This window comes from Amycolatopsis sp. lyj-112, from assembly GCF_046549055.1.
In the GTDB taxonomy this organism is placed as follows: Bacteria; Actinomycetota; Actinomycetes; order Mycobacteriales; family Pseudonocardiaceae; genus Amycolatopsis.
The window spans coordinates 43,428-64,684 of record NZ_JAJPWS010000015.1 but is presented as its reverse complement, the minus strand read 5'-3'; the positions used below and the strand labels follow the sequence as shown (position 1 = coordinate 64,684).

Annotated in this window: 17 protein-coding genes; 9 read left to right on the top strand and 8 right to left on the bottom strand. The window is 68.4% G+C overall.

The window, feature by feature from the left end; translation table 11 throughout:
* Positions 1 to 5,658 (bottom strand): amino acid adenylation domain-containing protein, encoded by a 5,658-nt coding sequence (locus tag ACLJRL_RS34440; protein WP_410660539.1) that lies wholly within the window; start codon positions 5,656 to 5,658, stop codon positions 1 to 3.
* 380 nt (positions 5,659 to 6,038) lie between these two features.
* Between ACLJRL_RS34440 and ACLJRL_RS34435 the strand changes: the two genes are divergently transcribed.
* From ACLJRL_RS34435 to ACLJRL_RS34420, 4 genes are all read left to right on the top strand, one after another.
* The gene (locus ACLJRL_RS34435; RefSeq protein WP_410660538.1) at positions 6,039 to 6,683 is read left to right on the top strand and encodes an FMN-binding negative transcriptional regulator; all 645 of its coding nucleotides are present in this window, start codon (positions 6,039 to 6,041) and stop codon (positions 6,681 to 6,683) included.
* A gap of 52 nt (positions 6,684 to 6,735) precedes the next feature.
* Positions 6,736 to 7,536 carry a thioesterase II family protein gene (locus ACLJRL_RS34430; RefSeq protein WP_410660537.1) on the top strand — a complete coding sequence of 267 codons (801 nt, stop codon included), beginning with the start codon at positions 6,736 to 6,738 and terminating at the stop codon, positions 7,534 to 7,536.
* Positions 7,533 to 11,294: an SDR family NAD(P)-dependent oxidoreductase gene (locus ACLJRL_RS34425; protein WP_410660536.1), complete on the top strand. Its 3,762-nt coding sequence runs from the start codon at positions 7,533 to 7,535 to the stop codon at positions 11,292 to 11,294. Before ACLJRL_RS34430 ends, ACLJRL_RS34425 begins: the two co-directional genes overlap by 4 nt.
* Positions 11,295 to 11,392: 98 nt before the next feature.
* Positions 11,393 to 11,932: a DinB family protein gene (locus ACLJRL_RS34420; RefSeq protein ID WP_410660535.1), complete on the top strand. Its 540-nt coding sequence runs from the start codon at positions 11,393 to 11,395 to the stop codon at positions 11,930 to 11,932.
* A gap of 251 nt (positions 11,933 to 12,183) precedes the next feature.
* On the opposite strand, the gene ACLJRL_RS34415 is transcribed toward ACLJRL_RS34420, so the two are convergent.
* Positions 12,184 to 13,221, bottom strand: coding sequence for a DUF222 domain-containing protein (locus tag ACLJRL_RS34415; RefSeq protein WP_410660534.1), 1,038 nt, complete (start codon positions 13,219 to 13,221; stop codon positions 12,184 to 12,186).
* Between the two features lie 212 nt (positions 13,222 to 13,433).
* The gene (locus ACLJRL_RS34410) at positions 13,434 to 14,027 is read right to left on the bottom strand and encodes a methyltransferase domain-containing protein (protein ID WP_410660533.1); all 594 of its coding nucleotides are present in this window, start codon (positions 14,025 to 14,027) and stop codon (positions 13,434 to 13,436) included.
* Here ACLJRL_RS34410 and ACLJRL_RS34405 point away from each other — a divergent pair.
* Complete coding sequence (locus ACLJRL_RS34405) at positions 13,946 to 14,365, top strand: MerR family DNA-binding protein (RefSeq protein WP_410660627.1); 420 nt, start codon at positions 13,946 to 13,948, stop codon at positions 14,363 to 14,365. The genes ACLJRL_RS34410 and ACLJRL_RS34405 overlap by 82 nt on opposite strands.
* 22 nt (positions 14,366 to 14,387) lie before the next feature.
* Here ACLJRL_RS34405 and ACLJRL_RS34400 read toward each other — a convergent pair whose 3' ends face one another.
* Genes ACLJRL_RS34400 through ACLJRL_RS34390 form a run of 3 tightly spaced genes read right to left on the bottom strand, consistent with a single transcriptional unit; the run spans position 14,388 to position 15,734 of the window.
* Entirely contained in the window at positions 14,388 to 14,912 is a 525-nt protein-coding gene (locus tag ACLJRL_RS34400) for a DUF305 domain-containing protein (RefSeq protein ID WP_410660532.1), read from the bottom strand.
* A 50-nt stretch (positions 14,913 to 14,962) separates the two neighbouring features.
* Entirely contained in the window at positions 14,963 to 15,343 is a 381-nt protein-coding gene (locus ACLJRL_RS34395) for a hypothetical protein (protein WP_410660531.1), read from the bottom strand.
* Positions 15,344 to 15,362: 19 nt separating this feature from the next.
* Complete coding sequence (locus ACLJRL_RS34390; RefSeq protein WP_410660530.1) at positions 15,363 to 15,734, bottom strand: ArsR/SmtB family transcription factor; 372 nt, start codon at positions 15,732 to 15,734, stop codon at positions 15,363 to 15,365.
* Positions 15,735 to 15,819: 85 nt separating this feature from the next.
* On the opposite strand from ACLJRL_RS34390, the gene ACLJRL_RS34385 reads away from it, so the two are divergent.
* Both ACLJRL_RS34385 and ACLJRL_RS34380 read left to right on the top strand, forming a co-directional pair.
* A complete protein-coding gene (locus ACLJRL_RS34385; RefSeq protein WP_410660529.1) occupies positions 15,820 to 16,812 on the top strand; it encodes a cation diffusion facilitator family transporter in 993 nt (330 codons plus the stop codon).
* Entirely contained in the window at positions 16,809 to 17,852 is a 1,044-nt protein-coding gene (locus ACLJRL_RS34380; RefSeq protein ID WP_410660528.1) for a winged helix DNA-binding domain-containing protein, read from the top strand. Before ACLJRL_RS34385 ends, ACLJRL_RS34380 begins: the two co-directional genes overlap by 4 nt.
* Here ACLJRL_RS34380 and ACLJRL_RS34375 read toward each other — a convergent pair.
* A complete protein-coding gene (locus ACLJRL_RS34375) occupies positions 17,845 to 19,002 on the bottom strand; it encodes an epoxide hydrolase family protein (protein ID WP_410660527.1) in 1,158 nt (385 codons plus the stop codon). The genes ACLJRL_RS34380 and ACLJRL_RS34375 overlap by 8 nt on opposite strands.
* Positions 19,003 to 19,080: 78 nt before the next feature.
* Here ACLJRL_RS34375 and ACLJRL_RS34370 point away from each other — a divergent pair, with 78 nt between their 5' ends.
* Complete coding sequence (locus tag ACLJRL_RS34370) at positions 19,081 to 19,473, top strand: NUDIX hydrolase (RefSeq protein ID WP_410660526.1); 393 nt, start codon at positions 19,081 to 19,083, stop codon at positions 19,471 to 19,473.
* A gap of 41 nt (positions 19,474 to 19,514) precedes the next feature.
* Positions 19,515 to 20,003, top strand: coding sequence for a hypothetical protein (locus ACLJRL_RS34365; protein WP_410660525.1), 489 nt, complete (start codon positions 19,515 to 19,517; stop codon positions 20,001 to 20,003).
* Here ACLJRL_RS34365 and ACLJRL_RS34360 read toward each other — a convergent pair.
* Positions 19,984 to 21,213 carry an MFS transporter gene (locus tag ACLJRL_RS34360; RefSeq protein ID WP_410660524.1) on the bottom strand — a complete coding sequence of 410 codons (1,230 nt, stop codon included), beginning with the start codon at positions 21,211 to 21,213 and terminating at the stop codon, positions 19,984 to 19,986. The two genes, ACLJRL_RS34365 and ACLJRL_RS34360, sit on opposite strands and share 20 nt — an antisense overlap.
* Positions 21,214 to 21,257 lie beyond the last annotated feature (44 nt).

Below are 21,257 nucleotides of genomic sequence, written 5' to 3'. Positions count from 1 at the left end.
CTACTCCTTGATCATTTTGCGCAGTTGTGGCCTGCTGGCCTTGGCGATGGTGGTCCACTCACCGGCGAGCCGGGCAATCGTCGGGTACTGGAAGATCGACCGGATCGACACGCTGACCCCGAGTTCCTTGCGGATCCGCCCGATGAGCCGGGTGGCCATCAGCGAATTGCCGCCGATCCCGAAGAAGTCGTCGTCGATGCCGACGTCCTCGACGCCGAGCACGGCGGCGAAGAGTCCACAAAGGACCTCTTCCTGTTTCGTCCGGGGACCGCGTTTGTCGGTGGGCCCGGTTTCTTCTTCGGCCAGCTCCCGCACGATCTCAAGCACGCCGTCGGCGGTCCAGCGGGCCAGCTCGCCGGTGCGGTACATCCGCTCCCCGTCGACGCGGGGGTCGGCGACGAACCGGCCCGCGGTCAGCGCGGCGTCCCCGTGGTGGCCACGAGCGACCGGGCCCGCGACGTACAACTCCCCCACCACGCCAGGCAGGGCCGGGGTGAGCCCGGAACCGAGGACATACGCGCGGCTGTGACCCAGGGAAGCGTCGATGGCGAACTCCGAGTTATCGGAGAGATCGACCTCGGCTCCGGCGCACAGGGCGGCGAGGACTTCCAGCACCGTCGCCGCCCGGACCCGTTCACCCGCCGCGACACTCGTGGCCAACCGGGTCACCTCGCGGACAAGCACCTCGTGAGTGACCGCGACGGCGTCATCGCGCAAGCACGCGAGATGACGCGGTCCGATCGGCTGCGCCGGGTCGGTGTCGTGCCCGCCGGGTTTGCCGAGCAGCTCTGCCGTGCCGATGCTCACCGAGGCCTCGGCGTGCGTGCCCAGGACATACGCGGCACCCGCCTTGAGCGTCGCGAGCACAGCCGTGACGAGGTCCGCCGAATGCGGCAGCGCGATCGCCACCACCTTTTCCGGTCCGGCGCCGGCCTGGATCAGCCGGTGCGCGAGGAGGTTCGCGACCGTGTTGAGTTCGCGATAACTCACCGGCGCGTCCCCGGTGACGGCGATCGCGTCCGGTGTCGCGGCGGCCTGCCGCTCGAACAGTGCCGGGACGGTCTCCTCGGCCGTCGTGATACCCGGGATACCGAAGCCTCGCACCAGTTCGCGCTCGGCCTCGTCGAGCACCTCCACCGCGCCGATCTTCAGGCCCGGCTCGGCCACGACCTGCCGCAGCACCCGGAGGAACCGCTCCGAGACACGCTCGACGGCGTCCTGCTCGAAGACGTTCAGCTGGTAGTCGAAGGTCAGCCGCAGCGGTGCGGTGGACAGGACCATCAGCGTCAGCGGGTAGTTCCCGCCGGGCGCCGAACGCACGCCGTCGACCCGGACCCCGGCGGCGGCCGCGGCCTCGCCGATCCCGGCCTGATCCACCGGATAGGACTGGAAGACGACGAGGGTGTCGAACAGCGAGTCGACCCCGGCCGCCCGGTGGATCTCGCTCAGGCCGTAGTGATGGTGGTCCATCAGAGCCGCCTGGCGGTCCTGCAGACGGGTCAGCACGTTCGCGAACGTCTCGCCCGGCGCGCAGTCCGCCCGCACGGGAACGGTGTTGATGAACATGCCGACCATGGACTCGACCCCGGTGAGCGCCGACGGACGACCGGAGACCGTGGCACCGAAGACGACGTCCCGGCGTCCGGCCAGCCTGCCCAGCAGAACCGCCCAGACCCCTTGCACCAGCGTGTTCGCCGTGACGCCGAGTTCCGCGGCGCGACGGGAAAGCTCACGCGACTCGTCATCGGAAAGGGCGATCTCGACCTGTCCGATCCCGGCGTGCGTGTCCACTTCGGACTCCGGGGCGAGCAGGGTCGGCTTGTCGACACCGTCGAGTTCGGCGGCCCAGGCGCGGGCTGCCTCGTCGTTGTCCCGTTTCGCCTGCCACGCCAAGAAGTCCTGGAAGCCGCGGGCCTCGGGCAGCACGGAGGCGTCGCCGCCCACCGCGTAGAGCCGCAGCAGTTCCTCCAGCAGCACCAGTTCCGACCAGCCGTCGAACAAGAGGTGATGCGCGGTCAGGACGAGCTCGTACACCTCGTCGCCGGTCCGCACCAAGGCCAGCCGCAGCAACGGCGGCGCGGTGAGATCGAAGCTGACAGCGTGGTCCTCGGCCAGCAGCCGCTGGAACGCGTCGGCCCGGTAGTCCGGCGGCACCGAACTCAGGTCGGTCTTCCACCAGGGCAGTTTCACGTTGTCCAGCACGATCTGGACGTGCCCGCCCTGGGCGTCGGTGACGAACGCGGTCCGCAGGTTCGCGTGCCGGTCCAGGAGCGCCTGTCCGGCGGCGCGCATGCGCTTGGCCTCGACCTTGCCGTGGAGCCGGAAGGAGAGCTGCATCTGGTACGCGTCGGATTTCGCGTCGGACAGCAGGGTGTGGAACAGCATCCCGGACTGCAGCGGGGTCAGCGGCCAGGCGTCCGCGAACCCGCTGTAGCGCTTCTTCCAGGCGGCGAGCTCGGCCGGCGTGGCGTTGACCAGCGACGTCGGCTCGTACGACTCCTCGAACTGCTCTTCGCCCGAAGTCCGGTTGACGTCCACGACCCCGGCGAGCCGCGCGACCGTCTTGGCCTCGAAGATCTCGCGCGGGCTGACCCGCATACCCGCAGCCCTGGCCCGAGAGCCGAGCTGGATCGAGCGGATACTGTCGCCGCCCATCATGAAGAAGTCGTCGTCGACGCCGACCCGCTCCAGGCCCAGGACATCGGCGAACAGTCCCGCGAGTGCGGCTTCGTCCTCAGTGGACGGTGCTCGGTACTCCGAACCGGCGAACTCCGGTTCCGGCAGTGCTCGCCGGTCGAGTTTCCCGTTCGGGGTCAGGGGAAGATGGTCGAGTACCACCAGCGCGGCGGGGATCATGAACTCCGGCAGCCGTTCCACGACGAAGTCCCGCAGTTCGGCAGCGTCGAGGGCAGCGGCTTCCCGGTCCTGGACCACGTAGCCGACGAGCTGCTTGGCGCCGCCCTTGCTCTCCCTGGCGATGACGACCGCGTGCCCGACTCCGGCGTGGGCGGCCAGCGCCGCTTCGATCTCGCCGAGTTCGATCCGGAAGCCGCGCACCTTCACCTGGAAGTCGACACGGCCGACATAGTCGATCACGCCGTCGGCACGCCATTTCACCAGGTCACCGGTGCGGTACATCCGCTCGCCCGGGGTGAACGGGTCGGCGATGAACCGGTCGGAGGTCATCCCCGGCCGGTTGAGGTAGCCGCGGGCCAGCTGGACGCCGGCCAGGTACAGCTCACCGGTGACACCGACCGGGACCGGCCGCAGCGCCGAGTCGAGCACGTACAACCGGGTGTTCCACACCGGCCCGCCGATCGGGACGCTGGTGGCGCCCGGCTCGGAGCGGTGCTTCCAGTACGTGACCTCGACCGCGGCCTCGGTGGGCCCGTAGAGGTTGTGCAATTCGGTCTTCGGGAAGGCCTTCGCGAACCGTTCGGCCAGATCGACCGGCAGTGCCTCACCCGCGGCCTCGACCCGCCGCAGGCTCGTGATGCCCTGCGCGGCGGGCTCGTCGACGAACGCCGTCAGCATCGAGGGGACGAAGTCGACCTCCGTCACGTTCTGCTCGCGGATCAGCCGGGCCAGGTACTCCGGATCCTTGTGCCCGTCCGGCCGCGCGATCACCAGTGCCGAACCGACCAGCAGCGGCCAGAACAGTTCCGGTACCGAGACGTCGAACCCGATCGACGTCTTCAGCAGCATCCGGTCGCTCTCGGTGAGCCCGTATTCGTCGTGCCCCCAGTGGAGGCGGTTCATGATCGCAGCGTGGGAGACCACGACCCCCTTGGGACCGCCGGTCGAACCCGAGGTGTAGATGACGTAGGCGGCGTTCGTCACCGCCACGTCCACTGTGGACGGATTTGTGACCGGATACGCCGACACGTCGGGCAACTCGTCGAGGATCAGCAGCGGGGTCGCGTCGTCGAGCATGTAGGTGACCCGCTCTTCCGGCAGGTCCGGGTCGATCGGGAGATACGCGGCGCCTGCCTTGAGCACCGCGTAGAGCGCGACGAGCAGTTCGAACGACCGCGGCCGCCGGACGGCGACGAGGGTCTCCGGTCCCGCGCCCTGCTCGATGAGCCAGTGCGCGAGCCGGTTCGCCCGGGCGTTCATCTCGGCGTAGCTGAGCTTCTGCCCTTCGAAGATGAGCGCGGTACGGCTCGGGGTGAGCTCCACCTGCTTCTCGAACGCGGTGATGAGGGTGTCCTCCGGAACCGGCGCGGCGGTGTCGTTGAAGGTGCGCAAGATCCGGTTCCGCTCGTCGGCACCGAGCATGTCAAGCGCGCCGATGCGGGCACGGGGATCGGCCACCATCTGCTGCACCAGGCGGACGAGCCGGGTCGCGATACTCCGGATCGCGCCCTGTTCGAACATGTTCCGCTGGAACTGCAGCGAAAGCCGCACCTGCGCGTCGGCCTCGGCCAGCACGGTCAGCGGGTAGTGGTTGCCGATGAACGGGCGGATCCCGGTGACGGCGATCCCCGCCGCGGCGGTGGTCTCGTTGATACCGATGCGTTCCACCGGCGCGGAGTCGAACAGCACCAGCGTGTCGAACAGCGAACTGAGGCCGGTGGCCTGGTGGATGTCGGTCAGGCCGTGGTACTGGTGCTCGGCCAGTTCGGCCTGCCTGTCCTGCAAGCGGTGCAGGAACTCGAAGACCGTGTCCGCCGGGCTGAACCGCACCCGCACCGGAACGGTGTTGACGAAGGTGCCGATCATCGCGTCGGAACCGGCGAGCGCGGACGGGCGGCCGGGCACGGTCGCGCCGAACAGGACGTCTTCGCGTCCGGTCAGGCCGCCGAGCAGAATCGCCCACGCGCCTTGGACGAGCGTGTTCACGCCGACGCCGAGTTCCACGGCGCGCCAAGAGAGTTCGCGGGCCTCGCCGACCGGCAGCGGGGCCTCCACCCGGCCGATCCCGGCGGTGTCCACTTCGGACGCCGTCGCGGGAACGAGCAGCGTGGGCTCCTCGACTCCTTCGAGTTCTTCAGCCCAGACACGGGCCGTCGTCACCCGGTCCTGTTCGGACAGCCAGGTGAGGAACTCCTCGTACTCCGAAATCCGCGGCAACCCCTGGGGGTCGCCGTTCGAGGTGTAGAGGCGCAGCAGTTCGCGCATCAGCGGCCGTACCGAACGGCCGTCGAAGAGCACGTGGTGCGCGGTCACCACCAGTTCGGCCCGGTCCGGGCCCAGTTCCACCAGTGTCACCCGCAGCAACGGTGGCTTCGCCAGATCGAACCGCTCACCGCGGTCCTCGACGAGGAACCGTTCGAAGGCCACTCCCCTGGCCCCTTCGGCCAGCGCGCCGAGATCGATCTGCCGCCACGGCAGTTCGACCCCTTCGACGACGACGCGGACATGGTCGCCGGCGTCGTCCGCGACCACCGCGGTCCGGAGGTTCGTGTGCCGCTCCAGCAGCGCGCGAGCGGCCCCGTGGAGCCGTTTCGCGTCGACCTGCCCGGACAGGTGCACGACGAACTGGAGCTTGTAGGTGTCGAAGGCGGATTCGTCCACCATGCTGTGGAACAACAGCCCCGACTGCAACGGGGTCAACGGCCAGACATCGGTCAGCCCCGGATATTTCCTTTCCCAAGCGTCGATTTCGTCCTGGTCCACCGAAACCAGCGACACGTCCGACGGCGTCAACCCTCCCACGACCGGACCGGCCAACTCCCACACCCCATCTCTGCCTGAAACATCCACCCCGGATTCGCTCTCCGGGGAATGCGGAATTCTCTTGACGGAATTCTCTTGACATCGGACGCCTGCTGCCCCCAGCGGCGCTTGCCCCGCGGTCACCTGAACACCGGGGATTCGGGCCGGAAGATCTCCGCCCTCCACCACCTTCTGCCTTCCGGCGCCATCGGGTCAAGGAACTTCCTGACCACGCCGTTTCCGGTGTCGTTCCCCCGTCCTGTCGACGGGACAGCCCTTCGCCGAAGCCACCGCAGAAGTGTATGAAGAGAAACGTCCGGCTTTTTGTGTCGCGAACAACGACCCGCCGAACCTGAACATTTTGAAAGGATGTGCGTCGAATGTTCGTTCCCCATCACTATCGCGAACCGAACGGGACGTGGATGGTCGACGTGCTCCGCGGCAATCCGTTGGCGCTCATGCTGTCCAACGGCCCCGAGGACGGCGAGCCGTTCGCGACCCACCTCCCGGTGATCCCCGATCCGGAAATGGGCGGCGAATGGTCGGAGGACCTTTCGGGCGGCCTTTTACTGGGGCATATGAACCGTGCGAATCCGCATTGGAAATCACTCGAGGACGGCACACCGGTGCTGGTGATCTTCACCGGCCCGCACGCCTATATCTCGCCGACCGTCTACGAAGTGACCCCCGCGGCGCCGACGTGGAACTTCACCTCGGTACACGCGCACGGGGTACTGCACAAGATCACCGGCATGGAACCCACGCTCGACGTCGTGAAAGCGACAGTGCGTGCCTTCGAAGCCGATTTCGGCACAGGCTGGGACATGGAGCAGTCCCAGAACTACTTCCGGCAGATCGCGCCCGCCGTCGGCGCCTTCCGGATCTCCATCACCAAGGCCGACGGCATGTTCAAGCTCAGCCAGGAACAGAAACCCGAAGTCCGGGACAGGGTCGTGCAGTCCTTCGCCGAACGCGACTCGGCACGGCACCGCGCCACCGCGAAGCTCATGACCCAGCTCCCCTGAAGACCCAGCCTTTGAAGATCCAGCCGGCCCTGAAAGTGCGAGGTGTGACCACATGACCGTCGACAGCGCGGAGCTGGTCGTCGAAACCCCCTACATCTGGCGCGCACGGCGCCCGGATGCCCGCCACCGCCTGATCTGTTTCCCGCACGCCGGTGCCGGAGCGGGCGCGTACGCCGAGTGGGCGGACCTGCTGCCGCCGGAGATCGAACTCGTCGCCGTGCAGTTGCCGGGCAGGCAGAACCGCATCATGGAGGACCCGTTCACCGAGACCGGGCCGCTGGTCCGTGTGCTCGCCCAAGCGCTCCGTCCGATACTGAACAGCCCGGTATTGGACGGCTCGTTCGCCTTCTTCGGGCATTCCTGCGGGGCGGTGATGGCCTACGAGCTCGCCCGCGTGCTCCGGGGCCGCGGCACCGCCGGCCCCGGCCACCTGTTCTTCTCCGCCCAGCCCGCTCCGCAGCTGTTCGACCAGGTTCCCCGGCTGCACGACCTCACCGACGAGGAGTTCCGCGAGGAGGTCGCGCGGCTCGGCGGGCTCGACCCGGAGATCGCCGAGGACGACGACGTCATGGACGCACTGCTGCCGACCTTGCGCGCGGACTTCGAGATGTGGGAGCAGCATCCGGTCGCCCCCGGTGAGCCGCTGGACATCCCGATCACCGTGTTGTCCGGCCGGGACGACCCCCGCGCGCCCGGGACCACCGTCGAGGGCTGGCGCGAGCACACCACCGGGCCGTTCCACGCCGAGTACTACCCGGGCGGCCACTTCTACTTCCTCGACGCGCCCGCCGAAGTCGTCGGGTTCCTCGGCCAGTCGCTGCTGACGCCGAGCTTGACCGGGAGGGTCTCATGACCACGTCCATCGATCCGGAACTCGTCGCCGGGCTCGAATCCGCCACCCAGGCCGTTCCTGGGGTCTGGCAGGCCGTCGCCGTCGTCCGCCAGGGCGCGCGCGGCACGGCTCCCGCGGCGGCCACACCAACGGCCGCGCCGGTCACCCTCTTGCCGGCCGGTGCCGGGCCGTCGTCCGAGGTCTACGGCCCGGCACCGCGGATTCCCGACGGCTCGCCGATGACCTTGCAGGACGCCCTGCGGCAGGCCGCCGAGCAGGTCCCGGAGAAGGGCACGATCTTCGTTCCCCGTGAGGGCGAAGCGGCGCTGCAGAGCTTCCCGGAACTCATCGCCGACGCCGAGCGGGTCCTCGCCGGGCTGCGCGCCGCCGGACTGCGTCCCGGCGATGCCGCGCTGTTCCAGTTCGACGACAACCGCGGCTACATCACCGCCTTCTGGGCGTGCGTGCTCGGCGGGTTCGTGCCGACACCGGTCGCGGTCGCGACGACGTACGCGGCTCCCAACGCGGTGAACCGGAGGCTGTACAACGCCTGGAACCTGTTGAAGCGCCCCGTCCTGCTCACCGACAGCGCGACCGCGCCCGCTCTCGCCGGCGTCCGTGAACTCTGGGAGGAGCCGGACGTCCGCATCCTGGCCGTCGAGGATCTCGCCGCGCACGAGCGCGACTCCGGCTGGTTCCCGACGGAGCCGGACTCCCCCGTGTTCAACCTGCTCACCTCGGGCAGCACCGGTGTGCCGAAATGCGTGCAGCACACGAACGCCAGCGTGGCGGCGCGGACCTGGTCGAGCGCGCAGGAGCGCGGGTACGGGCCGGACGACGTCACGCTGATCTGGATGCCGCTCGACCACGTCGCGATCGTGATGTACAACGTGCGCGACGTGTTCCTCAAGATCCTGCACGTGAACGCGCGGATCGACGCCTTCCTCGGCGATCCGTTGCTGTGGCTGGATTGGCTGGACGAGTACCAGGCGACCAACACCTGGGCACCGAACTTCGCCTTCGCGATGATCAACGAGCGCGCGGACGAGATCGCCGGGCGGGAGTGGAATCTCTCGCGGGTCCGGGCGATCACGAACGCCGGTGAGCCGGTGGTCGCCGCGACCAGTCACCGTTTCCTCGATCTGCTGGAACCGCACGGCCTGCCCGCCGACGCGATGTGGCCGGCCTGGGGAATGTCGGAGACCTGTTCGGCGGTGACCTACGCCTGCCAGAAACGCGACGACCACGCGGCCGGGATGGTCGTCGTCGCGCCGTCGTCGATGACCGGCGAGATCCGGTACGTCGAGGCGAGCGAGCAGGACGCCGTGCCGTTTTCCGAAGTGGGACCGCCGATCCCCGGGTTCGGGGTGCGCATCGTCGACGACGCCGGCGCGACGCTGCCCCAGGACCGGATGGGCGAACTGGAGGTCCGCGGTGGCGCGATGATGAGCGGCTACCACAACAACCCGGACGCCAACCGCGATTCCTACACCGGCGACGGCTGGTTCCGTACCGGCGATCTCGCGTTCGTCCACAATGGATCGGTGGTGATCTGCGGGCGCAAGAAGGACCAGATCGTGGTGCGCGGGATCAACTTCATCGCGCACGAGATCGAAGCCGTGGTCGAGCAGGCCGACGGCGTGCGCGTCACCTTCAGCGCGGCCGCGGGGATTCGCGAACCCGGTGAGGGTTCGGACCAGCTGGTCATCTTCTACGTCCCGACGAGCTGGGACGCCGACGCGCTCGCCAAGACCACGCAGGAGGTCCGGGCCGCGCTGGTGCGCGAGATCGGTATCGGGCCGGACCTTCTGGTCCCGGTGACCGACGCCGAGTTCCCCAAGACCGGCAGCGGAAAGATCCAGCGGGGTCAGCTGGTCGGCGAACTCAAGGCCGGCCGGTTCGCCGACCGGATCGCCGACGAGGCCTCCGGCGAAGACGACACCTGGTTCTTCCGCCGCCAGTGGTCTCCCCTGCCCGGCGTGAGCGAGTCCACTGAGGACGGTGTCCGCCTGGTCTTCGCCGAAGATCGGCAACTGCTGCAGCTGGGTCTCGAAGGCCCGGTCGTCGCGGTGCGCAAGGGCGACGAGTTCGCGGAAGAGGCACCGGACCGGTTCCGTGCGACGCCGGCTGACTTCCGGCAGGTCCTGGAGAAGGTGACCTCGCACCACGGCGCGATCTCGACCGTCGTGTTCGCCTGGCCTCTCGACACCTCGTTGCCCGACCCGGCGGCCCGGCTCTCGGCGGTGACGGAGCAGCTCACGGCACTGCTGAAGGCGTTGACGGACTTCGGCGGGCCACGTCTGCTGGTGCTCACCTCGGGTGCGGTGCACGCGCGGCCCGGGGACAAGGTCGATCTCGGCACCTGCGCGCTGCCCGGCCTGATCCGCACGGCGGTGACCGAGGCTCCGCTGCCGGTGATCCGGCAGGTGGACCTGCCCGGGGACAAGTCGGGCTGGTCGGCCGTGCTCCGCACCGAACTGGCCGACCGCGTCAGCACCGGCGTCGTCGCGGCGCGGAACGGAGAGCGGCTGCGAGCCCGCTTGCGTCCCGTGCAGGAATCCGAGGCAGACGGTGCCGGTGCTCCGGTGGTCCCGGGCGGGCTGTACCTGGTGACCGGCGGGCTGGGCGGGATCGCCTACGACCTCGCCGGATATCTGGTCGCGACCTATGGTGTCCGCCTGCTGCTGGTCGGCCGTTCGGCGGCCACCGGCGAGAAGGCCGAGCGCCTCGAGGATCTCTCGCTGTTCGGCGGGGTGACCTACGCGCAGCTCGACATCACCGACGAGCAGGCTCTGCGCGAGGCTGCCGAGGCCGCCGAGACCCGGTGGGGCCGGCCGTTGGACGGTGTCCTGCATCTGGCGGGCGCGGACCCGACCGGGCAGTGGCAGAACCTCGAAGAGCACACCCTGGTGCGCGAGACGTCGTCGGTGTTCGAGGAGCTGTACAGCGCCAAGGTCTCGGGCACACTGGCGATCGCCGGGATGCTGGAGGACCGCCCGGAGGCGTCGCTGGTGCTGTTCGGCTCGGTCAACGGCGAGTTCGGCGGGCACTCGTTCGGGGCCTACTCGGCGGCGAACACGTTCCTGGTGGGCTTCGCGGACCACTGGCGGCATGACCGCGGGCGTGCTGTGCGGTGTCTCGCGTGGAGTATGTGGACCGGTGTCGGCATGAACCGGAGCCAGCCTTCCGGGCCCGCGAAACACCGCGGCTTCCGCTCGATCGAACCGGCGGAGGGGCTGCGTTCGTTCCTGACCGCGACCGCGGTGCCGTATCACTACGTCATCATCGGGCTGGACCTGGCGAACCCACTGATCCTGTCCGAAATGGACTCGGATGAGCTGCAAGCCCACGAGATCCTCGTGGCTTATACGACGGAGGACACGGACGCCGCGACCGTCCACAAGGCACTGGAACCGGTGCTCCGGTCGTGCCCGGTGCCGGTCCGGTTCCTGGCCGTGCCGCGGATCCCGACGGATGTCCACGGCGCCGTCGACACGGCCCAGCTCCTGCTGGACGCGGCACCGAAACGGCCGAGCCGCAAGGAATCCACGCCGCCCGCCACGGATCTGGAGCGGCGGATCGCGGTGATCTGGTCCGATGTGCTCAACCGGCCGTCCATCGGGCGGGACGACTCGTTCTTCGAACTGGGCGGCAACTCGCTGCGCGCGACGCGGCTGCTGGCCATGGTCGGGGACGTGCTGGAAGTGCGGCTGACGACGCACGAGCTGTATCAGAACCCGACCGTCGCCGGCCTGGCCGCGGCGATTTCGGAGGGCTGAGCTCTGACCGGGTGGCGGTGAGATGCCCCCGCCACCCGGTCAGGTCCACTTCGCCTAAATCGTTTGGTGCCGCAGGCGCGGCCACCCATGATGACCCGATGTCGATCGCACTGTTCACCACCGAGAACAAAGACCGCCGCACCGAGCCGCCCGGCCAAGCCGACGAACGCGCGACCCTCTCCGCGTTCCTGCGCTGGCAACGGGACACGATGGCCCTGAAATGCGAGGGCCTCGACCCCGAAGCCCTGTCTCGGCGATCCGTGCCGCCGTCCTCGCTGTCGCTGCTCGGGATGATCCGGCATCTCGCCGAGGTCGAGCACATGTGGTTCCGGCAAGTACTGGCCGGACAAGACGTGCCCCCACTCTATTACTCCGATACCGACCCCGACGGCGATTTCGACGGCGCCGTAGCGGACGCCGAAGTGGTCGCCGAGGCGTGGAAGACGTGGCGCGACGAGGTCGCTTTCGCGGAGTCTTTCGTTGCCGCCGCGCCCGATCTGGAAGTCAGCGGGAACGAGGCGCGGCGTGGCCCGATCTCGCTGCGATGGGTACTCGTGCACATGATCGAGGAGTACGCGCGGCACAACGGTCATATCGATCTGTTGCGTGAACAGATCGACGGGGCTGTCGGGCAGTAGTTCGCGCTCTTGCAGGCGCTGTGGGCGGCCGTTTGGTGAACGTGACAGACCACGGAGTGGTCGGCCCTCCCCAGGCGAAGCTCGCCCTGCATCCGCGGAGCACCGTCAGTGCCCCAGAACGGCCATGGACCTCAGTGATCACCCCGGTCAGCCACTGCCCGCTCGACAGCCTTCAGTCGAAGCGTCGAGACGTGTTTCTGCCGTCCCGCAGCCATAAACGGCTGCGGGGCCACGGTTTGGCGGCATCCGGATCAGAAGGGCGGTGGCTCTTCGTTGGACTCGGGTCGTGGGTCGTGCAGCGGTTCGGGTGTCGCGTCGTAGTTGTGGCCGCTGGGAGTCGTGATCGTCATCCCGCCGTTCCCGGTCGGCTCTGCGGACCAGCCGGGTTCGTTGCGGAGCAGGTTGTGGATCTTGCAATAGCCGTGACAGTTGTGGTGGTTGGTCTTCCCGTTCTGCGCCCACGTCACGATGTGATCGATCTCCGAGAACTCCGCCGGACGATGACAACCGGGCTGAGTGCACTCACGATCCCGTGCCTTGATCAACCGTGTCAGCGAGGCCGGTGATCGATACTTGTCGGCGCCCGCCTCCAAGACCTGACCAGTGGCGGGATCAGTGATCAACCGCGACCACGTCGACTTAGGGTCGGAGGCGATCTCCCGGACCAGCCAGTCGGGAATGTGCCCATATCCGGCGAGGAACGCCGGGTCGTTACGGGCGTCGGTCAGGGTCAGGAAATCGACATACACGTGGATGTGGGCCTTCGGCTTGCCGTGTCCGTCTTCGGCGAGGAGACGTTCGGCGAACAGATCGGCCCGATGCTGATCCAACGTCTTGGACTTGTCAGTGTCCCGCCGAGTGTGTGCTCCGCGGTCGAGCGAGGCATAGACGGAACTGGCGACTTCCGAGGGGAGATACCCGGAGATCGTGGACATGGTCTCGCCCTCATGCTGCAGGGACACATGCCGCAATGCGCGTTTCTTCTTGGCCCGGTCGCGATAGCCGTCGGGGTCGTACTTCTTGACCGCCCAATCGACCGAACTACGAATCGCACCCGGGTCCCGGTCGGCCAGGCGAGACGACATGTGCTCATCGACCAGCCCGGCGACCTCGTCGGAGACTTCGCGCGTCAGCTGCGTGACCTTGGATGCCTTGAACAGGTCAATGTCTCCACAGTCCAACGCCGCCAACGTCTTCGGCAACCGCGACACCAGCGCACAGGAGATTTCGAGCAACAGGAACGCTTGATTACGAGAGACCGAGAAGCGCAAAGCGACCTCCTCGGTCACCGATCTTCGCGACCCACCGATTCCAGCGAACTCCGCTAACGCACGCACCTGACGACCCTGCGCCCGCCGAAGCACCAACTCCTCGGCAAACGAGGCCTCAAGGAAACGCGCGGCCTGAGTTTGATAGACAAGCTTAAGGTTCATAGCAATGATCATACTCGAACTTACGTTCGACTTCCAGACCTCTTCTTATCGAATCAGAGGTCAGTTCATTACGCGAGCCTGACTACCGAATCTGGACCGATGCCCCACTCACCCCACCTCAAACCACCCTGCAAGCCAAGAACTGCGGCACAGCAAAAACCATCCCACCCCCGGCCTGCTCCTCCAGCCAGACCTCCCCCTCCTCCACCGAAGAACCCGACGACCGCCTCAACCGAAACCTCACACAACCCGCAACGGGAAAGCAACCGCCGAAATCCCCGAGCCGCCCGTGGCGCGGTGACCACCGAAGCCCGCGCCCGCACGATCTCCCGCGTCAACGCCGGATACGAAGAATCGATCACCAGCGCTTCCCAGTCATGCCCTGCCAGCACGACCCGCCCGCCCGGAACCAGAATCCGCCGCGCCTCCGAAACGGCACGCTCCGGCTCGGCCAGTTCATGGAACACCTTATCCACCCGATACCCGGAAAACCCACCCGGGACAGCCAACTCGTAGGCATCACCGACCAGGAACTCCGTCCCGGGCGACCGCCGGCGAGCCTCCTCGATCATCTCCGGCGATATGTCGACACCGACGGCGCGGAACCCCGAGGACGACAACTCCGAGACGGCCCGCCCGGAACCGCAGCCGACGTCGATCACCGACGAACCGGGTTCGAGGCGGAGCAACTCATAGGTCCGGGCACGAAACTCGGCGGCACCGGGCAGAGCATCGGCGTCGCTACGCCGAAGCCGACCTGACCCGGATCGCGATCATCCTGCGCGCCAAGGAAGCGGGCCTCAGCCTCAACGGGATCCGTGAGATGTTCCGGAAACCCGGCGAACGCGACGCCGTTCTCCGTCACCACAAGGAAGAACTCACCCGACATATCGCGGCCGAGCAGGCCTCACTCGCGCTCATCGACTGTGCTCTCGGCTGCGAGCACGACGATTTCACCCAGTGCGCGCATTTCCGGGCGGCGGTCGCGCGGGCCGGGTGACCTGGCCCGCGCGACCAAGGGCTCAGCCGAGCAGCGTCCGCATCTCGGTGATCTCGGCCTGCTGACCGTCGATCACCTTCTGCGCCAGCGCTTTCGCCTCGGCGTTCTGCCCCTGCTGCAACTCGGTCTTCGCCATCGCGAGGGCGCCCTCGTGGTGCTTGACCATCATCTCGAGCCACTGCCGGTCGAAGGCCGCGTCCTTGGCCTGACCGAGTTTCCCGAGGTCGTCATCGGTCATCATCCCGTGCGCGGAGTGCTCACTCGACGGCGTCGCTCCCCATTTCTCGAGCAACCCGGTGAGCTGCTGGATCTCCGGGTTCTGGGCCCGCTCGACCCGCGCGGCGAGGTCGACGACCTTCACGTCGGCGGTGCGGCCGTCGACGAGTTTCGCCATCGCGAGCGCCTGTTCGTGATGCGGGATCATGCCTTGCGCGAACGTGACGTCGGCCTGGTTGTGGTCATCGCCGCCGGAGCCGGAGCAGCCGGCGAGCACGGCGAAGGAGGTCAGGACGGCAAGCGCCGCCCTGACCAGTTTCTTGCTGGTCATGGGTCTTCCTCAGATCGGTTTCGGGTATGACGGCGAAGGGCGTACGCCCGTCACACCCGCAACACGCAGAGAGAAGCCAATCGCTCCGGAACCGGTCTCCAGCGCGGTGGATCACGTCCGGAAGGCGAACCGCTTCCGGGAGAAGACTTCCACGCCACCGTGAACCGTCCACTTCGGACAAGCAGCCAGGTGACGATCAGCAGGAACGCCGCCGCGAGGACCGCGAGACACAGGTGCAGCGCGTCATGCGCGGGCGCGGGAGTGTCCGAAGGGGACTCCTGGCAGCACGGGGCTTCCACGGAAACCGAGGCGACCTCGTGCGTCCCGCCGTGACCGGACTCGGCGGTGACGTGGTGCATGCCGACCAGACCCAGTGCCACCACGCACAACAACAGCCACCGCGCGGCGGCCGGGTACGAGGACTGGGTCACGGCTCCACCGTAGCCGGAATCAGCGAGCCGCCGGATGGTGGGGTTTCGCCCCCGAATGGAGCGCCGGAATGTCGCGATCGATGTGGTCGGCGTGGAACAACGCCTGCGCGAGCAGCCCGCGGACGTGGTCGTTGGCCGCCGAGTAGTAGACGAACGTCCCCTCGCGACGCCCCTTGACGAGCCCGGCGAGCCGCAGTTTCGCCAGATGCTGACTGACGGCCGTCGGAGCCGCACCCGCCAGATCCGCGAGACAGGCGACCGAGGACTCGCCCTGCAGGAGCGCCCAGAGGACCTTGATCCGCGTCGGGTCGGCGAGCAGCCGGAACGTCTCCGCGGCCAGGTGGACCTGCTCCTCGGTGGGCATCTCGAACTCCGGAACCGACTCGTGCATACCGCGAGAATACCCGCTATCCTCCTACCTGCGTATCTGCATGACTGCGCAGATACTACTACAGCCACCACCAGTGAGGCGGGCGATGACCGGACACGGGCATGGACACGGCCACGGACACCAGCGGGGCAAGAGCCGGATCCGGCACCTTCTGACCCCGCACAGCCACGACAGCGCCGACCGGGTGGACACCGCGCTGGAGACCAGCAAACGCGGTGTCCGCACGCTGATCTGGTCGTTCACCGCCCTGTTCGTCACCGCGGTCGCCCAGCTCGCGCTCGTGCTGATCACCGGATCGGTGGCTCTGCTCGGCGACACGATCCACAACTTCGCCGACGCGCTGACGGCGGTCCCGCTCGGCATCGCCTTCGTGCTCGGCCGCCGCGCCGCCACTCGCCGCTACACCTATGGTCTCGGCCGCGCCGAAGATCTCGCCGGCGTCCTCGTGGTGGTGCTCATCGCCGCGTCGGCCTTCCTCGCCGGATACGAGTCGGTCGAGCGGCTGCTCGATCCGCGCCCGGTCCAGCATCTCTGGGCGGTCGCGGCGGCGGGGGTCATCGGCTTCGCGGGCAACGAACTCGTGGCCCGCTACCGGATCACCGTCGGCCGTGAGATCGGGTCGGCCGCGCTGGTCGCCGACGGCCTGCACGCGCGCACGGACGGCTTCACCTCGCTCGCGGTCGTCCTCGGCGCCGCCGGCGTCGCGTTCGGCTTCCCCTTGGCCGACCCGATCATCGGCCTCGCCATCACGGTCGCGATCCTGTTCGTCCTGCGTGACGCCGCCAGGGAGGTCTTCCGCCGGTTGATGGACGCCGTCGACCCGGCCGACGTCGATCGCGCCGAACTCGCGGCCGCCGAGGTGCCCGGGGTACTCGGCACGCGGGACCTGCGGATCCGCTGGATCGGGCACAGTCAGCGCGCGGAACTCGCGGTGTCGGTCGAGCCCGGTCTCACCGTCACCGAAGCACACCACTTGGCCCACCGCGTCGAACAACGGCTGCGTCAGGTCCTGCCGCGGCTCGCGGAAGCGGTCGTCCACACGGAACCGGCGAACGCCCATGAGATCGTCAGCGGGTGACACTGTCCGACAACGACATCCGCGCCGTCCGCGCCCGCGCCCAGCTCCTCGGTGCTGCTGGGTCCACCGACGTGCTCACCGTGGCCCGCTCCGTCGCCGCGATCCAGGCGCAGTCGAGCCCCGCCGCCCGGCTCGCGGTCCGGGTTCGCAGCCGCGGGCTGACCGCGCAGGACGTCGACTCGTCCCGAGTCGTGGTGCGCACCTGGCTGATGCGCAAGACGCTCCATCTGGTCCCCACGGCCGATCTCCGGTGGCTGAACCGGCTGTTCGGCCCGCGCAACGCCCAGGCCGGTCAGGGACGTCGTAGGCAGTTGGACCTCACCGACGACCTCTGCGAACGAGCGCTGACCCACCTCCAGGACCTCCTGCCCGGCAAGGCACTCACCCGGCACGAGATCCTGGAAGGCCTGGCGGGCAACGGGATCGCGCTCGACGCGGGATCGCAAGCCCCGGCCCACCTGCTGGCGTACGCGGCGAACCGAGGCCTCATCTGCCGAGGCCCGGACGACGGACCGGAGCCGACCTACGTTCTGCTCGACGAGTGGGCCACCGAGCAGAACGAACCGGACGACCCGCACGCGGAGCTCGCCCACCGGTATCTGACCGCGTACGGCATCGCGACGACCGAAGACTTCAGCGCCTGGTCCGGGCTCCCGCTCGGCGCCTGTCGCAAGGCTTTCGACGCACTGGATCTCACGACCGTCGGCACCGGGTTCGCCCTCGCGGCAACGGATCTGACCGCGCCGCCCTGCCCGCCGCGTCTGCTCGGCGCCTTCGACACCTATCTGCTCGGCTACCGCGACCGCGATCTGCTCCTCGATCCCGCGCACGCGAAGCGGGTCAATTCCGGCGGCGGCATGATCGCGCCCACGGTGCTGGTGGACGGCCGGATCGCCGGAACCTGGCACACCAAGCGGACCGCGAAGCAGACGAAGGTCGTCATCGAACCCTTCACGACACTCCCCCGCGCCGGTCTGGAGTCCGAAGTGGACGATTACGGCCGCTTCCTCGGGGAAGCGGCCGTCCTCGTGATCACTTGAGGGAGCGGAAGAACTCCCGGACGTCGGCGACCAGGGTCTCGGGCTCCTCCAGCGCGGCGAAGTGCCCACCGCGGTCGACGTCGGTCCACCGCACGATCGTGTGGGCCTCCTCCGAATACCGCCGGATCCCGACGTCGTGCGCGAAGATCAGCGCAGCCGTCGGCACCCCGGAGTTCTTCTCCACCGCGCCCCAAGTCTCCGCCTGCGCGTACCCGACGTACGCGGACGAAGCCGCCGTTCCGGTGAGCCAGGTGAACATGACGTTGGTGAGCAGCGTGTCGCGGTCGATGATCTCGTCCGGCAGCGTCGGGCGCGGATGCGTCCACTCGCGGAACTTGTCCATGATCCAGGCCAGCTGCGCGACCGGGGAGTCGATCAGCCCGTAGCCCAGTGTCTGCGGCCGCGTCGACTGGATCGAGATGTACCCGAACTCCTCCTGCATGAACGCCCCGATCCGCTGGATGCGGTCGCGTTCGAGGTCGGTCAGCGAGGCAAGCTCCTCTTCGGACATCGACATCGGGGGCATCGGCGTCAGACCACCGTTGACGTGCACGCCGATCACCTTGTCCGGTGCGAAGCGACCCACCTCCGGCGACACCGAAGCGCCGAGATCGCCGCCCTGCACGCCGTAGCGCTCGTAGCCGAGCCGGTTCATGAGCTCCGCCCAAGCCCTGGCGATCCGCTGCATCGTCCAGCCGGAATCCGAGACGGGGCCCGAGAAACCGAATCCGGGCAGCGACGGGATGACGACGTGGAACGCGTCCGCGGCGTCTCCGCCATACGCCTTCGGGTCGGTCAGAGGGCCGATGACGTCGAGGAATTCGACCACCGATCCGGGCCAGCCGTGCGTGAGCATCAGCGGGGTCGCGCCGGCTTCCGCCGAGCGGATATGCAGGAAGTGAATGTTCTGCCCGTCGATTTCCGTGGTGAACTGCGGGAAGCGGTTGATTTCACGCTCGACGGCGCGCCAGTCGTAGCCGTCGCGCCAGTACTCGGCGAGACCGCGCAGCCACGCCACCGGCACGCCGGTGTCCCACCCGTCACCGGGAAGCGGAGCGGGCCAGCGCACGCTGTCGAGCTTCGCGTGCAGCTCGTCCAGCTGCTCCTGGGGGATGTCGAGGCGGAAGGGGCGGATCTCGGTGTTCGTCATGATGCTCACGCTATTCAGGATTGCGGACAGTTTCGGTCCTCAATCGGAAAAGATCGCCGAGTACGGGAAGATGCGCTCGTGACCGACAAGTACTTGGCCTACGGCAGGCTCACCCGCGACGGCAAGGTCCTGTTCGTCCGGAGGCGGCCTGGCTCGTTCCTCGGCGGGCACTGGGAGATGCCGGGCGGGACGGTCGAACCGGGCGAGGCACCGGAGGAGACGGTGGTGCGCGAGGTCGCCGAAGAAACCGGGCTGACCGTGCGGGTCGCGAAGGAATGCGGCAGCCACAGCTGGGACGACGTCGCCGGACGGCCGATGCGGATTCACGCCGTCGTGTACTCGATCACCGAAGGCGGGCCGGGCGCCGTCGTGCTCAACCCGGACGAGCACGACGAATTCGCCTGGTACCGGCCGGAAGAGACCACCGTGCTCGACCTCGCCGAGCACTTCCGCCAAGCACTCGAGCCGTGATCCGGGACCAGTCCCGAATGGACCTCCCTACCCTCTGCGCCATGTTCCGACGTGTGCTCGTCCCGCTCGCCGCCCTCGTCCTCGCGGCCGGTTGCAGTTCCGGCGAAGGCAAGACTGCCGACCCGCAGGCTCCCGCGCCGCCTGCGTCGTCGTCGGCTCCGTCGACATCGGCAGCGTCGCCGAGCGAGGAGGCTCCGAAGGCCGCGGACGGCACGGATCTCGCGGCCTGCTCCGACGGCACCTGCGAAGTGAGCGCGCCGGCGGGCGCGAAGATGACCTTCCCCGCCAAGACCCGCGTCGAGTACTTCACCGTGCAGTCGATCGACGCCGACACTGTCGTGCTGGCCGGCCGAGGCATCGGAAGCCGGCAGGGCGGCAGCTGTACCGGGAAGAAGTGCGAGTCCTCGGGCAGCGGCAAGGACTACAAGGTCACCTTGGGCCCGAGCAGCACAGCCACCTTCAACGACCTGTCGATCACGCTGCGGGCGATCACCGGCGGCGCCGCCGTCCTCAAGATCGAACCCCGGTAGCTCCCAACGCGGGCAGAGGCGCGCGGCGGGTCCGTTCCGCCCAGCGGACCGCGGGCAGGGTGAGCGAACCGGCCAGCAGGAACAGGCCGCCCAGCACGATCCAGCCCACCGCGCCGCCCACCAGGATCAGGCCGGTCAGCAACACCGGGCCGAGCATCCGGGCGATGGCCGTCCCGGCGCCGAAAAGTCCTTGGTACTGCCCCTGTTTGCCGTCGGGAGCGAGGCCGAACCCGATCTCCCACGAACCCGCCGCCTGCGCCATCTCCCCGGCCACCTGCAGCGCGGCCCCCGCGAGCAGGACCAGTGCCGCGAGCCACGCCGAGTCGCTCAGGGCGGAGAACGAGAAGATCAGGCAGGAGACGAACAGCAGCATCCCCGCGTACCGGGCGTAGCGGGAGGCGCTGCGCAGACCGGTCACCCCGCGGGCGACCCGCACCTGGAAGACCACGACACTCGCCGTGTTGAGCACCAGCATCGCCGAAACCAGCCAGCTCGGGGCCGCGGTCCGGGTCGAGATCCACAGCGGCAGCACCAGGCTGAACAGCGGCATGTAGAGCAGCATGATCATGTTGAGCAGCGCCAAAAGCGCGTACGGGCGGTCGCGGAGGACAGCGACCGACGGCTCGCCGGTCCGGACGGGTAACGCCGCCACCGAAGGAGCCTGACGGAGCACGAGTGCGGCGACGGCGAAGCTGAGCGCGTCGATGACGAAGACGGTCAGGAAGGCCTCTCGCGTACCGAGGGCCAGCGCGATCCCGCCGAGTGCCGCGCCGACCGCGATACCCGCGTTGGACATCGCCTGCAGGCGGGCCCGGAACGTCGTGCGCCCGGCGGGGTCGATCAGCCCGGCGAGCAGCGCCTGCCTGGCCGCGCCGAGACCGCACTGGAAGCAGGCGTAGACGCAGGCCGCGATCACGAACGCGACGACCGTGCTGACGAAGAGGAACGCCGAGACGGCCACGGCCGTCCCGAGGGCCAGCAGCACCGCCGTCCCCTTCGGCCCGCGACGGTCGGCCAGATGCCCCAGCGCGATCCCGGCCACCGAACCCACCGCCCAGCCGACGGTCAGGCCGAGACCGACCTGCGCGGGTGAGAGCCCGACGATCAGTGTGAAGTAGAGGGCCGAGCTGACGTAGTAGGCGCCGTCGCCGACGGAGCTGATCAGCTGCGCCAGGGTCAGCACCCGTGCCGAGGCGTTCGTGAACTCCATGGACTCAAGTTAGGCGGCAGATTGGCCGCGTCCCAGTTCCAATT

Excerpts from the sequence above, each read along its gene's own strand:
- ACLJRL_RS34365 (WP_410660525.1), top strand. The coding sequence starts at position 19,515 with ATGTTCCGACGTGTGCTCGTCCCGCTCGCCGCCCTCGTCCTCGCGGCC.
- ACLJRL_RS34360 (WP_410660524.1), bottom strand. The coding sequence starts at position 21,213 with ATGGAGTTCACGAACGCCTCGGCACGGGTGCTGACCCTGGCGCAGCTG.
- ACLJRL_RS34425 (WP_410660536.1), top strand. The coding sequence starts at position 7,533 with ATGACCACGTCCATCGATCCGGAACTCGTCGCCGGGCTCGAATCCGCC.
- ACLJRL_RS34385 (WP_410660529.1), top strand. The coding sequence starts at position 15,820 with ATGACCGGACACGGGCATGGACACGGCCACGGACACCAGCGGGGCAAG.
- ACLJRL_RS34435 (WP_410660538.1), top strand. The coding sequence starts at position 6,039 with ATGTTCGTTCCCCATCACTATCGCGAACCGAACGGGACGTGGATGGTC.
- ACLJRL_RS34390 (WP_410660530.1), bottom strand. The coding sequence starts at position 15,734 with ATGCACGAGTCGGTTCCGGAGTTCGAGATGCCCACCGAGGAGCAGGTC.
- ACLJRL_RS34430 (WP_410660537.1), top strand. The coding sequence starts at position 6,736 with ATGACCGTCGACAGCGCGGAGCTGGTCGTCGAAACCCCCTACATCTGG.
- ACLJRL_RS34375 (WP_410660527.1), bottom strand. The coding sequence starts at position 19,002 with ATGACGAACACCGAGATCCGCCCCTTCCGCCTCGACATCCCCCAGGAG.
- ACLJRL_RS34400 (WP_410660532.1), bottom strand. The coding sequence starts at position 14,912 with ATGACCAGCAAGAAACTGGTCAGGGCGGCGCTTGCCGTCCTGACCTCC.
- ACLJRL_RS34420 (WP_410660535.1), top strand. The coding sequence starts at position 11,393 with ATGTCGATCGCACTGTTCACCACCGAGAACAAAGACCGCCGCACCGAG.